Origin of the sequence: Marichromatium bheemlicum (assembly GCF_012276755.1) — a bacterium.
GTDB lineage: Bacteria > Pseudomonadota > Gammaproteobacteria > Chromatiales > Chromatiaceae > Marichromatium > Marichromatium bheemlicum.
Genome location: NZ_JAAXKX010000005.1, coordinates 103,607 through 118,556, shown reverse-complemented (window position 1 = coordinate 118,556; position 14,950 = coordinate 103,607). Strand labels below are relative to the sequence as shown.

Genomic DNA, 14,950 nt, shown 5'->3' with positions numbered 1-14,950 from the left:
GATAGCGACTCGCCAGGAGCGTACACAAGAAGAACCACCAAGGTGGTTGGACCGCAAAGACGCGAAGAACGCCAAGCAAACACAGTTGATAGGGTTGCAGCGACCAGTACGGCCGAATGCAATGCCCACTGGAGGCCGGCTATTGGAAGCCGATCGTCTTCTTTGCGCGCTTCGCGTCTTTGCGGTTCAATCCGGCTGGCCGCTAACGGCCGACGCCTGGGATCAGTCCCCGAGGTCGCCCCACAGCCCCTGGATCAGCGCGATGGCGGCCAGGGGGGCTGTCTCGGTGCGGAGGATGCGGGGGCCGAGACGCACGCCGCTGAAGCCCTGGGCGCGGGCCTGGGCGATCTCGCGCTCGCTCAGACCGCCCTCGGGGCCGATCAGCAGGGTGACGCCAGTCTCGGGTGGGGCGAGCGCGGTGAGCGCGCGCTCGGCGCGAGGATCAAGGATGAGACCGCCGGGCCAGCCGGCAGCGAGCCAGTCGGGCAGCGCCTGCAGGTCGTCGAGCCGGGGCAGACGGCGGCGCCCGCTCTGCTCGCAGGCGCTGACGACCACCCCGCGCCAGTGATCGAGACGACGCGCCAGCCGCGCCCCGTCGAGACGTACCACGCTGCGCTCGGTGCACAGCGGGGTGATGCGGGTGACGCCCAACTCCACGGCCTTCTGCAGGGCGAAGTCCATGCGTTCGCCCTTGGAGACGCCGAGCGCGAGATGGATCTCGAGCCGGGGCGCGGGCTCGACAGGGCCGGGCGCGCCGAGACGCACCTCCACGCCGTCGCGCCCGCTGTGAGTGATGGTGGCGGGGAAGTCGTGACCGCTGCCGTCGAAGAGCACCACCTCGGCCCCGGGGCCGAGACGCAGCACCTGCGCCAGATGACGCGCGGGACCGCTGGGCAGGGTGCAATCGGCGCCGGCGGACAGTGGCTGGTCGGCATGGACGCGGGGGATGCGCACGGTTCAGCCCCCGTGATCACGCCCACCGGCCAGACGCCAGCCGGCGAAGGCCAGGGCCAACCAGCCGCCGAGCAGTAGCATGCCGCCGATCGGGGTGACCATGCCCAGCGCCCGCACCCCACTGAGCACCAGCGCGAACAGACTGCCGCTGAACAGGGCGATACCGGCGAGGAACAGCCAGGCGGCGAGAGCGATGCCAGCGGCGCGCGGGCGTGCCACCAGCAGTGCGCCACAGACCAGGATCGCCAGCGCATGGGTGGCGAGATAGTCGGCAGCGGTGTGCCAATTGGCCAGCATGGGCGGCTCGACTCGACCGTCGAGTCCGTGCGCGCCGAAGGCGCCGAGCGCCACGCTCGCCAGCCCGCAGAGCGCGCCGACGACCAGCCAGGGTCGTGCCGGATGCATCATCGATCCCCCTCGTTATCCACCGACCTCAATCGCGCGGCTTACGCCCCGAGCGCGGCCGCCACTCCTTCTCACCAGGCGCACCACGACGCACCCGCGGGCGATCGCTGCGCTGGCGCCCGGGCACGAACTTACCGGGACGCGGCTTACCCGGACGCCCCTCGCGCACCGGTGCAGCGCCACCGCGACGCGGGTCGCCATCGCCCTGATCGAGCGCCGAGATGCGCAGCGCCTGACCACGCACATAGACGCGCTTGAGGTGCTGGAAGACCTCACGCGGCATGCCCTTGGGCAGATCGACCACGGAGTGATCGTCCTGGATGTCGATGCGACCGATGAAACGCCCCTCCAGCCCGGCCTCGTTGGCGATGGCGCCGACGATCTCGCGCGGGGTGGCACCGTGCTGGTGACCGACCTCGATGCGATAGTGCTCGAGATCGCCCTGGGCCGGACGCCCACCGTCGTGGTCGCGCTCGCGCCGTGGGCGGCGCTCGGCACGGTCACCGCGCTCGTGACGGGCTCCTCGCTCGTGGCGCTCACGCTGCGGTCGCGGCCGCGGCAGCTCCTCTTGGATCTCCAGCGGACGCTCGCGCTGATTGAGATAGGCCAGCGCCGCGGCGAGGTCGTGCATCTCGACCTCCAGCTCGGTGTTGAGCCGCGACAGCAGGCGGTAGAAGAAATCGAGGTCCTGACCGAGCGCTTCCTTGATCTCGGCGGTGAAGCGGTCGATCCGCGACTCGCTGAGATCGGCCGCCGAGGGCGGCTCCATCGCCGGCACGCTGCGGCGGATGGTGCGCTCGATGGCGCGCAGCAGCCCGCGTTCACGCGGTTCGACCAGCAGCAGCGCGCGGCCGGTCCGCCCGGCGCGACCGGTCCGACCGATGCGGTGGACATAGGCCGAGGGGTCGGTGGGGATATCGAAGTTGATGACGTGGCTGATGCGCTCGACGTCGAGCCCGCGCGCGGCCACGTCGGTGGCGACCAGGATATCGAGCTGGCCCTGCTTGAGCCGGTCGATGGTGCGCTCGCGCATCTCCTGGTTCATGTCACCGTTGAGTGCCTCGGCGGCGAACCCATGGGCCTTGAGCTTGTCTGCCAGTTCGGTGGTGCCGTGCTTGGTACGCACGAAGATCACCATGCCATCGAACTCCTCGATCTCGAGGATACGGGTGAGCACGTCGAGCTTGTGGAAGCGGGTGACCACACAGTGGTGCTGATCGATGGTGTCGACCGTCTCGGAGTCGGCCGCCACCTGCACCAGCACCGGGTCTCGCAAGCGCTTCTCGGCGACATGCCGGATGGCACGCGGCATGGTCGCCGAGAACAGTGCCACCTGACGCTCGGCGGGCGCCTGGTCGAAGATCCAGTCGATGTCCTCGGCGAAGCCCATATTGAGCATCTCGTCGGCCTCGTCGAGCACCAGGGCGCGGATCCCGTCGAGCGACAGGGTGCCGCGGCGGATGTGATCCATCACCCGCCCTGGGGTACCGACGATCACCTGCGGCCGACGCTTGAGCTGGCTGATCTGCAGCCCGTAGCTCTGGCCACCATAGATCGGCAGCATCAGGAAGCCGGGCAGGTGTGCAGCGTATTCCTGAAAGGCCTCGGCGACCTGCAGCGCCAGCTCGCGGGTCGGTGCCAGCACCAGGATCTGCGGCCCCCCGGCCTCGAGATCGAGGCGGCTCAACAGCGGCAGGGCGAAGGCCGCGGTCTTGCCGGTACCGGTCTGGGCCTGGCCGAGCAGGTCGCGACCCTCGATCAGGTGAGGAATGCACTGGGTCTGGACCGGGGTGGGAGTCTCGTAGCCGAGATCGGCGACGGCCTGGGCGACGGCGGGGGCGAGACCGAGATCGGCGAAACCGGTGCTCGTGTCAGGGGTATCCATGGTGGGGCCTCGAAGGGGAGAGAGAAGGCGCGCTTGCAAAGAAGGCCGGGATGGCCTGCCGGAGATCGCGAGGAAACTGTTTATTATTGAACGATGTGTGCGCCACTGCAAGCAATTTTCCCCTTGTCAGACGACGCAACCCCTGTCACAGGGGTTGCGATTTTGCCTTGTCGCCACCCCTGACCATGCCTACATTGGGTTAAACCTTAATATTTCGATAAGGAATTCACCATGACTCGATCCACCAAGTCGCCGGGGACCGCCGTCCCCAGCCGCCGTCTCAGTCGTCTCTGGCACCTCGGGCGCGCCACCACCGATCTGGCCGCCGGTGTCGGCGTCAAGGGGATGTACGAGCTGGCGCGCAGCCGCAGCAGCGGCGAGCCGGCGCGCATCCAGCTCTCACCCGAGCACACCCGCCGCTTCACCGAACGGCTGGCGCGGATGCGCGGCGCGGTGATGAAGATGGGTCAGCTGATGTCGATGGAGGGCTCGGACATCTTCACCCCCGAGGCCGCCGAGATCATGAGCACGCTGCGCGAGCGCGCCGAACCGATGCCGATGAGCCAGCTCAGCCAGGTACTCGAACGCGAATACGGGGCGGACTGGGACAAGCGCTTTCGCCGCTTCGAGTTCAAGCCCATCGCCGCCGCCTCGATCGGTCAGGTGCACCGTGCCGAGACCCGCGACGGCCGCCGCCTGGCGCTGAAGATCCAGTTCCCTGGGGTGCGCGACAGCATCGACAGCGACATCGACAACCTCGCCCTGCTCGGCCAGACCTTCGGCATGGCCCCCAAGGGCATCGACATCAAGCCCTTCCTCGAGGAGGCCCGACGCCAGCTCCACCGCGAGGCCGACTACGACGCCGAGGCCGAGGCCCTGGAGCGCTACCGCGCGCGCATCGGCGACGACCCCGACTTCTTGGTCCCGGCGGTACATCGCGACCTCACCACCCGCAACGTGCTGGCGATGGACTTCGTCGACGGCGTCCCCGTCGACCGCCTCGCCGGCGCCGACCATCGTCGTGCCGCGCGTGACCGCGCCGCCACCGCGCTGATGCGCCTGACCCTGCGCGAGCTGTTCGAGTTCGGCCTGGTCCAGACCGACCCCAACTTCGGCAACTATCTCTACGACGCCGACAGTGGTCGCATCGCCCTGCTCGACTTCGGTGCCACCCACGGCGTCGCCCCCGAGCACGTCGCCGCCTTCCGGCAGCTGGCCCTGGCCACCGTCGACGGCGATCGCGACGGCATGCGCGAGGCCTCGATCGCGCTCGGCTACATGGGTGCCGACGACCCGATCGAGCACATCGACACCATGCTCGACCTGCTCCAACTCGCCGCCGAACCGCTGCGCACCGACGCACACTACGACTTCGGCACCTCCGACCTGTTCGAACGGGTCTACCGCCAGGGACGCGAGCTGTTCCACTCCGGCGCCTTCAGCACCGCACCAGCGCCGGAGACGATGTTCCTGCACCGCAAGTTCATGGGCTCGTTCATGCTCTCGCGCCGACTGCGCGCGCGGGTCGACCTCACCGCCATGGTCGAGGACGTGGTCCGACCGCCGGCACCTGCGGCCGCCGCAGCCTGAGCGCGACGGATTCAGTCGTCCGCGCCCGGCCAGCGGGCGTGGCGCAGCACCGCCGCCACCAGCGCATCGATGTCCGGCGGCTTCTCCAACAGCTCGACCATGCCGACCTCGTCGGCCTGAGCGCAGGTCTCGGGCAGACGCGCGACCGTCAGCCCCACCACCGGGATCCCGGGCAGACGATCGCGACAACAACGCGCCAACCCCAGACCATCGAGCACCGGCATCCGCAGATCGGTGAGTACCAGCTGATAGTCGCCGTCGGAGGTCAGCGCGAAGAGCGCCTGCTCGCCGTCGCCCACCCCGGTCACCAGCGCCCCCTCGCCCTCGAGGATCTCCTGGAGCACGCACAACGTGATCACATTGTCCTCGGCGACCAGCACGCGTAGGCCCTGTAGTGGAGGAAAGGATTGTGGCCCCATGATGCTGCACTCCTTGCACGGTCATCGTCGATTCAACGCGCCAGCCGCGCCAAGCGGCCCTGGTAGCGACGCATCACCCCCAGGTGGATCACCGCCTGGGTCCAGAGATAGAGGTACCAGGGCAACGCCGGGGCGTAATCGTGGATCGCGGCCATGGTGTAACGCCCCTCGAGCAGGGTATGGAACTCGAACCGCCCCCCCCCTTCGCGGCGAGCCAGCAGCCCGCCGACGATGTGATAGACCCGCCGCTGTGCCGTACTCGCCGCCCCCAGGCGCAACCGCAACAGCACCACCCGCGGCAGCCGCAACCCCACCTCCCAGCCACCATCGTCACAGGCGCGACTACTCACCAGCGGCCAGCAGCAGCGTCCCAGCCACGAGAAATAATTACCCGCCACCCAGGCCGCATCCTGCCCCGGCGGCAGGATGATGCGCTGGATCGAGCGCACCCGGCTGGCCTCGCGTAGCTGCGCCCGGTCCTCGCCCTGGATCGGCTGGCGTGGACTCGGCAACAGGTGTCGACCATCGGCGGTGAGCGACTGCACCAACGCCCGTCGGAACGCCAGGGCCTCGGGGGCGATCGCGCGCTGCAGCGGATTGTCACGCAGCCTGATCCGTTGCGGCAGGCTCTCGACCACCGGCCCGACCAGCGCCGCGCCGGCCCCGGAGACGCGCCGCGCCACCCAGGACACCAACCCCAGGGGCAGCCACGGCAGGGTCAACACCCAACGGCGCACCCCCATCACCTCGGCGCACTGGCTCACCATCTCGGTATAGCTCAACCACTCGGGACCGCCGAGATCGAATACCCCGCGATAGTCGGTAGGGCGCTCCAGACACAGCAGGATGGCGCGGACCAGGTCGTCGAGGGCGATCGGTCGGGTCGGCGCGCGCGCCTCCGGCGGCAGCGCCAGCAGCGGCAGGCGTCGCACCAGGTCGACCAGCAGCCCGAGCCCGGAGCCGCCCGGCCCCACCACCAGCCCGGCGCGCAGCGCGCTCACCGGGGTGCCGTGGGCGGCGAGCGTCAGCTCCACCTCGCGCCGGTTCCACAACAGGGGGGCGATCTCGAAGCCCTCCGGGATCAGCGCACTGACGAAGACGATCTGACGCACCCCGCAGGCGGCTGCGGCGCGGGCGAAGTTATCGGCAAGGATCAGATCCATGTCGCGCGCCGCGGCCTGGGTCAGCCGCGACGAGGGCGCGTTGGAGTGCACCAGATAGACGGCGTAGTCACAGCCCCGCAGCCCAGCGCTCACCGCATCGACATCGAACAGATCGCAACGCCGCCAGTGGAGGTGTGGCGCGGACGCGGCGAGCCGCGCCCGCGCCGGCGAGCGGGTCAGTGCGACCACCTCGTAGCGCGCGACCAGCGCGCGACACACCGCGGTACCGATGAAGCCGCTCGCACCGGCGACCGCCACCCGTCCTCGTCCCTGTTCACTCATCCAACCCCCTCGATCCCATCGATCCCGTACCCAACCCCAGCCCACCGCACCGCATTCAGTCTCGGTTCAGCAACCTCGTTTACACTCCTGCGGCATCGAACGGCACGAACCAAGCCCGCGCCGGGAGCCGCAACGGAATCCTTGCATGAAGATCACAGCCCCCCTGCTCGCGTTCGGCCTGCTGATGCTGGCCCTCAGCGCGCCAGCAGACGACGACCTCGATCACGACGAGGTACGGCGACTGCGCGAGCACGGCCAGATCCTGCCGATGGAGCAGTTGCTCGAGCACGCCACCCGACTGCGCCCCGGGCAGTTGATCGAGGCCGAACTCGAACATCGACATGGTGGATATCGCTACGAGATCAAGATCCTCGATGCCACTGGCCGGATCCACGAACTCGAACTCGATGCCACCACCGCCCACCCGCTGCACCACGAGGTCGAGCCATGAGACTGTTATTGGTGGAGGATGACCTGGCCCAGGTCGCGGCGCTGCTACCGGCGCTCAAGGCTGCCGGGTTCGCCGTCGATCACGCCGCCGACGGCATCGGCGGCGAGCAGCTCGGCGACACCGAACCCTATGACGTCGTCGTCCTCGATCTCGGGCTGCCACGCCGCCCCGGGCTCGAGGTGTTGCGTCACTGGCGCGCGCAGGGGCGCGACCTGCCGGTGCTGGTACTGACCGCGCGCGACGCCTGGCACGAGCGTGTCGACGGGCTCAAGGCCGGCGCCGACGACTATCTCGGCAAGCCCTTTCACGTTGAGGAACTGCTCGCCCGGCTCAACGCCCTGACCCGGCGCGCCGCCCCGGCTGCCGGACGCACCCTCGCCGTCGACGGACTCAGTCTCGACGAGGATGGTCAGCAGGTGGTACTCGAGGACGGTCGGGCACACCCGCTCACCGGCACCGAATTCCGGCTGCTGCGCTATCTGCTGCGCAACCCCGAACGCATCCTCTCCAAGACCCAGCTGATGGAGCACGTCTACGACCTCGACGCCGAACCCAGCAGCAACCTCATCGAGGTCTACATCCGCCGGCTGCGCGAGAAGATCGGTCGCGATCGCATCGAGACCCTGCGTGGCCAGGGCTACCGCCTCAAGCGCCGATGATCTCGCTCGAGACCCGACTGCACCTGGGGCTGGCACTGGCACTGACGGTGGTGATCGGCAGCGCCTGGTGGATCGGCCATCTCGCCCTCCACCACAGCTCCGAGACCTTCATTTACTCGCGTCTGGAGCACGATGCCGAGGGCCTGCTCGGTTCGCTGCGCAGCGGTCACGGCCACCTGCACGTCGCCGCGCGCCATCTCACCCCGGTCTACAACCAGCCGCTCTCGGGCCACTACTTTGTCGTCGAGGACGACCAGGGCAACCGACTGCGCTCACGCTCGCTGTGGGACGAGGACCTGGAGACGGTCGCGCTGCTCGCTGGCGAGTCCCGCGCCTGGCGCACCACCGGTCCCGATCAACAACCGCTGCTGGTCTGGGCCGGCGGCTACCAGCTCGGCGAGCGCCTGCTCACCCTCACCATCGCCGAGGACGTCAGCGACTTCGACACCGAACTCGATTTCTTCGAGCGCCTGTTCGCGTTGCTCGCGGTGTGCGGGTTGGCGCTGAGCCTGATCCTGCAGCGATTGATCGTACAGCGCGCCTTCACCAGCCTGCGCCCGCTCTATCGCGACATCGAACGACTCGGACAGGGCCGCACCGGCACCCTCACCGAACAGGTCCCACCCGAGATCCTGCCGCTGGTGCGCAAATTCAACCGGCTGCTCGAGCGCTTCGGCCAGCGTCTCGAACGCTCGCGCACCGCCGCCGGCAACCTCGCCCACGCCCTCAAGGGACCGCTGACCCTGCTGCGCCAACAACTCGCCGACGCGACCCTGGCGCTCGACGACGAGCAGCGCCAGGGGCTGCTCGATCAGGTCGAACGACTGCATCAGATCGCCGAGCGCCAGCTCAAGCGGGCCCGGCTCGCCGGTGCCGGCGGCGCGGCGCTGTACTTCGAACCCGAGGAGGAACTGCCGGTGCTGGCGCGGCTGCTCGAACGCATGCACGCCCCCAAGCAGCTCCACATCGCGTTCGACAGCACGGTCCGAGGACCGCTCGCGGTCGATCGCGAGGACATGCTCGAACTCCTCGGCAACCTCCTCGACAACGCCTGCAAGTGGGCCGAGGGCGAGGTTCGGGCGACGCTCTCGGTCGGCGACGGGGAGCTGCTGATCCGCGTCGACGACGACGGCCCCGGTTGCGCCGAACCAGCGCTGGCCACACTCACCGAGCGCGGGTTGCGGCTCGACGAGCAGGTCAGCGGTCACGGCCTGGGGCTAGCGATCGTGCGCGAGATCGTCGAGGGCTACGGTGGCCAACTGACACTCGCGCATGCCCCGCTCGGCGGCCTGCGCGCCGAGGCCCGACTCGCGCTCGAACACGCCACCAGCGATCGCGCCATGCGTTCAGCTTGATTTCAGCTCCGGGGTTCAAGATGGCCTCATGGACAAAAGACACCCCATCCCCACCACCCTCGGCGCGCTGCCGCTGGCGCTGCTGCTCGCCCTCACCGCCGCCCCGGCCGCCGCCGGGACCCTCGGTGAGGCAGTCGGCGCGGCGCTCGAACGCAGCGGCGAGCTGGCCCGGCCCCAGGCCATCGCTGGCGAGCGCGACGCCCTCGCCCGTCAGGCCGCCAGCCCCTTCGCCGCCGATCCCGCGCTGCGCCTGAGCTATCTCAGCGATCGCGCCACCGAGGACGCCGGCGCCTACGAGGTCGAGACCATGGTCGACATGCCGCTGTGGCTACCCGGCCAGCGCGACGCACGACGCCAGGTCGCCGCCGCCGTCGGCGGTCAGGCCGGCAGCCTCGATCGGCGGCTGCGCTGGGAGATCGCCGGCGAGGTACGCGAGAAGAGCTGGGCGGCGGCGATCGCCGCCGGGCGACTGCGTCAGACCGAGCAGGCGCTGAGCGACGCCCGCGCCCTGGAAGCGGCGATCGACAAGCGGGTTCGCGCCGGCGAGCTGGCGCGCGTCGATCTGCTGGTCGCCCGCCAGCAGACGCTCGAGCGCGAGGCCGAGCGGCGCGACGCGCAGCTCGAACACGATCGCGCACTCGCCGACTATCGCCAACTCACCGGCCTGCAGACGCTGCCCGAACCGCTGCGCGAGACACCCGCCAGCACCGACGCACTGCCCACCGACCACCCGCTGCTCGAGGACGCCGACAGCGCCCTGGCACTGGCCCGCGCCGAGCGCGAACAGGCCCAGCGCGAGCGACGCGGCAACCCGGTGCTCAGCGTCGGCGGCAAGCGCGCCCGCGAGGTCCGCGGCGCCGACACCGCCGACTCATTGCAGCTGGAGATCAGTCTGCCCTTCGGGCTCGCCAGCCAGTCGGCCCCGGCCCTGGCCCGCGCCGAGCGCGGTTATACCGAACGCGCCACCGACCTGCAGCGTGCCCGACTCGCCGCCGAGCGCACCCTGATCGCCGCCCAGCTCGCCCGCGAGGGCGCGGCCACCGCGCTCACCGTCGCCGAACGGCGCCACGCCCTCGCCCAGCAGGCGCTGCAGCTGGGACGACGCGCCTTCGACCTCGGCGAGCGCGACCTCACCGATCTGCTGCGCACCCAGGCCAGCGCCCGCGTCGCCAGCCTCGACCTGGCACTGCGCCGACTGGAGCTGGGGCGCGCCCAGGCCCGACTCAATCAGGCACTCGGAGTCATCCCCCAATGAATCGCTTCTTCCGCCATGTCCTGGCACCCCTGTTGCTGCTCCCGGTGCTGGTCCAGGCCGCCGCGCCGATCGCCCTCGACGCGGCGGCGCAGGCCGCCTTCGGGATCGAGCTGGTCGCCCCCGAGGCGGTCGAGCACAGCCTCGGGCGCCGCTATCCGGCCGAGGTCATCGTTCCCAACCCGCAACTGCGGGTGGTCGCCGCGCGCCAGGGCGGCGTGCTCGAGCGCCTGGCCGTGGCCGAGGGCGATCGAGTCGCCGCCGGCGACCTGCTCGCCGAGCTGCGCAGCCCCGCGCTGGTCGACATCCAACGTCAGTATCTCGAGGCGCTGATCCGTCTGGAGCTGGCCGAGGGCGAACTCGCCCGCGACCGCCAGCTCCATCGCGAGGGGGTGATCGCCGAGCGGCGGCTGCGCGAGCGCGAGGCCACCCAGCGCGAACTCGCCACCCAGGTCGAGCAGCAGCGCCAGTTGCTGCGGCTCGCCGGCTTTGCCGAGAGCGAACTCGCCGAACTCGACCGCGACCACACCCTCACCAGCACCCTCAGCGTGCGCGCCCCGATCGACGGGGTGGTGCTCGAACAGCTGGTCGAGACCGGTGAGTCGGTGGCCCAGGCCACCCCGCTCTATCGCATCGGCCAACTCGACCCCTTGTGGTTGGAGATCCACGTGCCGCTCGACGAACTCGACGGCATCGCTGCCGGCAGCCGCGTGCACCTACCGGCACTGGCGCGCGAGGCGGTGGTCACCACCGTCGGCCGCCAGGTCCACGAACTCGACCAGGGTGTGCTGATCCGCGCCGCGATCAGCGACCCCGGCACCGAGCTGCGCCCGGGACAGTTCATCGAGGTCCAGCTCTCCCGCGCCACCGGCGCCGGCTGGCGACTGCCGGCCACGGCGCTAGTGCGTGACGGTGACTCCACGCTGGTGTTCGTCGCCCGCGACGGCGGCTTCGCCCCGCTACCGGTGAGGCTGCTCGGGGCCACCGACGACCAGGTGGTTGTCGGCGGCGCGCTCGCCGCCGACGACCGCGTCGCCACGACCGGTGTGATCGCGATCAAGGCCGCCTGGCAGGGAGGCGAGTGATGCTCGCGCGCCTGATCCAGTTCGCGCTCACCCAGCGACTGCTGATGCTGCTGGCGATGCTGGCGTTGATCGGCGGCGGCTGGCAGGCCTTCCAGCAGACCCCGATCGACGCCTTCCCCGACGTCTCGACCACCCAGGTCAAGATCATCGTCAAGGCCCCGGGGATGACCCCCGAGGAGGTCGCCGAGCGCATCACCAGCCGTATCGAGGTGGAACTGCTCGGCATCCCCGACCAGACCATGCTGCGCTCGGTGGCCAAGTACGGGCTCACCGACATCACCATCGACTTCGCCGAGGGCACCGATATCTACTGGGCGCGCCAGCAGGTCGCCGAACGCCTCAACGGCGTCTGGGACGACCTCCCCGACGGGCTCTCCGGCGGCATCGCGCCGATGACCACGCCGCTGGGCGAGATGTTCATGTTCAGCATCGAGGGCGGCGACCTGTCGCTCGCCGAGCGGCGCGACCTGCTCGACTGGACCATCCGCCCGGCGCTGCGCTCGGTGCCCGGGGTGGCCGAGGTCAACGCCCTCGGCGGCTATGTCACCACCTTCGAGGTGGTCCCCGACAACGCCCGCATGGCCGCTCGTGGCATCCAGCTCGCCGACCTGCGCGCGGCGCTCGAACGCAACAACCGTAACGACGGCGCCGGACGGCTCGACGAGGGCGAGGAGACCCTGCTGGTACGCAGCGAGGGCGCGATCCAGACCCTCGCCGACCTCGCCGCCGTGGTGGTGGTCGCCGACGCCCGCGAGCCGGTGCGGATGGCCGATGTCGCCGAGGTCCGCCGTTCGGCGCTCACCCGCTATGGCGCGGTCACGCGCAACGGCGCCGGCGAGACCGTCGAGGGACTGGTGCTGGGGCTGCGCGGGGCCAACGCGCGCACCCTGATCGAGGGCGTCCAGGCCAAGCTCGATGCCCTTGCCCCGGGGTTGCCCGAGGGGGTGCGGATCGAGGTCTTCTACGATCGCGGCAAGCTCGTCGGGCGCGCGGTGCACACCGTCTCCAAGGCGCTGATCGAGGCCACGATACTGGTGGTGGTGCTGCTGGTGCTGTTCCTCGGCGACCTGCGCGCGGCGCTCACCGTCGCCCTGGTGCTGCCGCTGGCCGCGCTCGGCACCTTCATCCTGATGCGTCAGTTCGGGCTCTCGGCCAACCTGATGTCGCTCGGCGGCCTGGCGATCGCCATCGGCATGCTGGTCGACGCCGCGGTGGTGGTGGTCGAGAACGTGGTCACCCAGCTCGCTCGTGGCGGCGGCGGTGGCCGACTGCCGCGACTGCACCTGATCTATCGCGCGGTGCGCGAGGTCTCGGTGCCGGTCGCCTCGGGCATCCTCATCATCATCATCGTGTTCCTGCCGCTGCTCACCCTGCAGGGGCTCGAGGGCAAGCTGTTCGTGCCGGTGGCACTGACCATCGTCTTCGCGCTCGCCAGCTCGCTGCTGCTGGCGCTGACCGTCATCCCGGTGCTCTCCTCCTACCTGCTCGGCGCCGGTGCCCATCGCGACCCCTGGCTGCCGCGCCAGCTCGCCCGACTCTATGGCCCGCTGCTCGACTGGGCGTTGGGTCACGCCCGGGTGGTGGTGGGCGCGGCGCTGGCGCTGCTGCTCGCCGCCGGGGCGGTCTACACCCAGGTCGGCAAGTCGTTCATGCCGACGCTCGACGAGGGCGACCTGATCGTGCAGCTCGAGAAGCTGCCCTCGATCACCCTCGACGAGTCGATCGCCATCGACCAGCGGGTACAGCGTGCCATCCTCGACCAGGTCCCCGAGGTGCGGGCGATCGTCGCCCGCACCGGTTCCGACGAACTCGGGCTCGACCCCATGGGACTCAACCAGACCGACAGCTTCCTGGTGCTGGCGCCACGCGAGACGTGGCGCTTCGCCACCAAGGAGGCCCTGGTCGATGCCATCCGCGCGGTGCTCGACGGCTTCCCCGGCCTCAGCTACGCCTTCACCCAGCCGATCGAGATGCGTGTCTCGGAGATGCTCACCGGCGTGCGCGGCGACCTCGCGGTGAAGATCTTCGGCACCGATCAGGACGGGCTCAATGCCACCGCCGAGGCCGTGGTCGGCGTACTCGAATCGCTGCCCGGTGCCGAGGACGTCTACACCCCGCGCAACGAGGGCGCGCAATACCTCAACCTGGAGATCGATCGGCTCGAGGCCGGGCGACTCGGCATCGACGCCGACACCCTGGCGACCCTGCTGCGCGCCCAGATCGAGGGGCTGCGCGTCGGCACCATCTACCGCGACGCCAGGCGGTTGCCGTTGATGATCCGCGGCCCGGAGAGTGCGCGCACCGCGCCGACCCGACTGGCCGCACTACAGGTCAGCCTACCCGACGGACGGGCCGTGCCGCTGACCAACCTGGTGCACCTGGAACGCGTCGAGGGACCGGTGGCGATCTCGCGCGAACGCGGCAACCAGCTCGCGGTGGCCATCGCCAACGTCAGCGGGCGCGACCTGGTCGGCTTCGTCGAGGAGGCCAGGGCCGCGGTCGCCGAGCGCGTCGACCTGCCCGATGGCTACTGGCTGGAGTGGGGCGGCGAGTTCGAGAACCAGCAACGCGCCGCCGCGCGCCTGGCGCTGGTGGTGCCGGTGGCGCTGGGGCTGATCTTCCTGGTGCTGTTCTCCACCTTCGGTTCGGTGCGACAGGCGCTACTGGTGCTCTCCAACGTGCCCTTCGCGCTGATCGGCGGGGTGTTCGCACTGGCGCTCACCGGTGAGTACCTGTCGGTGCCGGCCTCGGTCGGTTTCATCGCCCTGCTCGGCATCGCGGTGCTCAACGGCGTGGTGATGGTCACCTACTTCAACCAGCTGCGTCACCTCGGCCACCCGCTCGAACAGGTGGTGGTGGAAGGCGCCCAACGCCGGCTGCGACCGGTGTTGATGACCGCCAGCATCGCCGCCTTCGGGCTGGTGCCACTGCTGTTCGCCACCGGACCCGGCTCCGAGATCCAGCGCCCGCTGGCGATCGTGGTGGTCGGCGGCCTGGTCTCGGCCACCGCGCTGACGTTGATCCTGCTGCCGATCCTCTATCGCCGCTTCGGCGCACCGGCGGCACCAAACAGCGCCATCGAGAAGAGGTCCAACCCATGAGAGACCACACCTTGCTCTATCTGATCGTCCCCCCGGCGGCGGCCGAGGCCCTCGCCGAGTGGCTGCTCGAACGCCCCGAGGTGCCGGGCTTCACCAGCGTGCCGGCGGCCGGGCACGGCGCCTCCGAGCACTCGCTCTCGCTCGCCGAACAGGTCGCCGGGCGTAGCAAGCGGGTGATGTACCTCATTCATCTCCCCCCCGAGGCCGCGCGTGAGCTGCTGGTGGCGCTACACGCCGACTTCGGCGGCAGCGGCATCCACCATTGGCTGGTGCCGGTGCTCGAGTACGGGCGTCTGTAGACCATCAACCGGGTCGTCACGGCCCATACCCGACGGTCGTCGACCGTCAT

The 14,950-nt window shown here is 70.0% G+C and carries 13 protein-coding genes; 8 read left to right on the top strand and 5 right to left on the bottom strand.

What is annotated here, in order from left to right; all coding sequences use genetic code 11:
* Window positions 1-222 precede the first annotated feature (222 nt).
* The 3 genes from HF203_RS05645 to HF203_RS05635 are packed head-to-tail and all read right to left on the bottom strand — an operon-like array spanning window position 223 to window position 3,244.
* The gene (locus tag HF203_RS05645) at window positions 223-954 is read right to left on the bottom strand and encodes a 16S rRNA (uracil(1498)-N(3))-methyltransferase (RefSeq protein ID WP_168667487.1); all 732 of its coding nucleotides are present in this window, start codon (window positions 952-954) and stop codon (window positions 223-225) included.
* Between the two features lie 3 nt (window positions 955-957).
* Window positions 958-1,362: a DUF423 domain-containing protein gene (locus tag HF203_RS05640; RefSeq protein ID WP_425483201.1), complete on the bottom strand. Its 405-nt coding sequence runs from the start codon at window positions 1,360-1,362 to the stop codon at window positions 958-960.
* Between the two features lie 25 nt (window positions 1,363-1,387).
* Complete coding sequence (locus HF203_RS05635; protein WP_168667485.1) at window positions 1,388-3,244, bottom strand: DEAD/DEAH box helicase; 1,857 nt, start codon at window positions 3,242-3,244, stop codon at window positions 1,388-1,390.
* Between the two features lie 231 nt (window positions 3,245-3,475).
* Here HF203_RS05635 and HF203_RS05630 point away from each other — a divergent pair, with 231 nt between their 5' ends.
* A complete protein-coding gene (locus tag HF203_RS05630) occupies window positions 3,476-4,834 on the top strand; it encodes an ABC1 kinase family protein (RefSeq protein ID WP_168667483.1) in 1,359 nt (452 codons plus the stop codon).
* An 11-nt stretch (window positions 4,835-4,845) separates the two neighbouring features.
* Here HF203_RS05630 and HF203_RS05625 read toward each other — a convergent pair whose 3' ends face one another.
* Window positions 4,846-5,253, bottom strand: coding sequence for a response regulator (locus HF203_RS05625; protein ID WP_168667481.1), 408 nt, complete (start codon window positions 5,251-5,253; stop codon window positions 4,846-4,848).
* Between the two features lie 32 nt (window positions 5,254-5,285).
* Entirely contained in the window at window positions 5,286-6,698 is a 1,413-nt protein-coding gene (locus tag HF203_RS05620) for an NAD(P)H-binding protein (RefSeq protein ID WP_168667479.1), read from the bottom strand.
* Between the two features lie 145 nt (window positions 6,699-6,843).
* Here HF203_RS05620 and HF203_RS05615 point away from each other — a divergent pair, with 145 nt between their 5' ends.
* From HF203_RS05615 to HF203_RS05585, 7 genes are read left to right on the top strand one after another with little or no spacing between them, the layout of a single operon-like run.
* Window positions 6,844-7,149, top strand: coding sequence for a PepSY domain-containing protein (locus HF203_RS05615; protein WP_168667477.1), 306 nt, complete (start codon window positions 6,844-6,846; stop codon window positions 7,147-7,149).
* Window positions 7,146-7,808, top strand: coding sequence for a response regulator transcription factor (locus HF203_RS05610; protein WP_168667475.1), 663 nt, complete (start codon window positions 7,146-7,148; stop codon window positions 7,806-7,808). Before HF203_RS05615 ends, HF203_RS05610 begins: the two co-directional genes overlap by 4 nt.
* Window positions 7,805-9,163 carry a sensor histidine kinase gene (locus tag HF203_RS05605; protein ID WP_168667472.1) on the top strand — a complete coding sequence of 453 codons (1,359 nt, stop codon included), beginning with the start codon at window positions 7,805-7,807 and terminating at the stop codon, window positions 9,161-9,163. Before HF203_RS05610 ends, HF203_RS05605 begins: the two co-directional genes overlap by 4 nt.
* Window positions 9,164-9,191: 28 nt before the next feature.
* Window positions 9,192-10,418, top strand: a complete 1,227-nt coding sequence (locus HF203_RS05600; RefSeq protein ID WP_168667470.1) for a TolC family protein — start codon at window positions 9,192-9,194, stop codon at window positions 10,416-10,418.
* The gene (locus HF203_RS05595; RefSeq protein ID WP_168667468.1) at window positions 10,415-11,500 is read left to right on the top strand and encodes an efflux RND transporter periplasmic adaptor subunit; all 1,086 of its coding nucleotides are present in this window, start codon (window positions 10,415-10,417) and stop codon (window positions 11,498-11,500) included. Before HF203_RS05600 ends, HF203_RS05595 begins: the two co-directional genes overlap by 4 nt.
* Window positions 11,500-14,601: an efflux RND transporter permease subunit gene (locus HF203_RS05590; protein WP_168667466.1), complete on the top strand. Its 3,102-nt coding sequence runs from the start codon at window positions 11,500-11,502 to the stop codon at window positions 14,599-14,601. Before HF203_RS05595 ends, HF203_RS05590 begins: the two co-directional genes overlap by 1 nt.
* Entirely contained in the window at window positions 14,598-14,900 is a 303-nt protein-coding gene (locus HF203_RS05585; protein WP_168667464.1) for a DUF3240 family protein, read from the top strand. The genes HF203_RS05590 and HF203_RS05585 overlap by 4 nt, the downstream gene beginning before the upstream one ends.
* Window positions 14,901-14,950 lie beyond the last annotated feature (50 nt).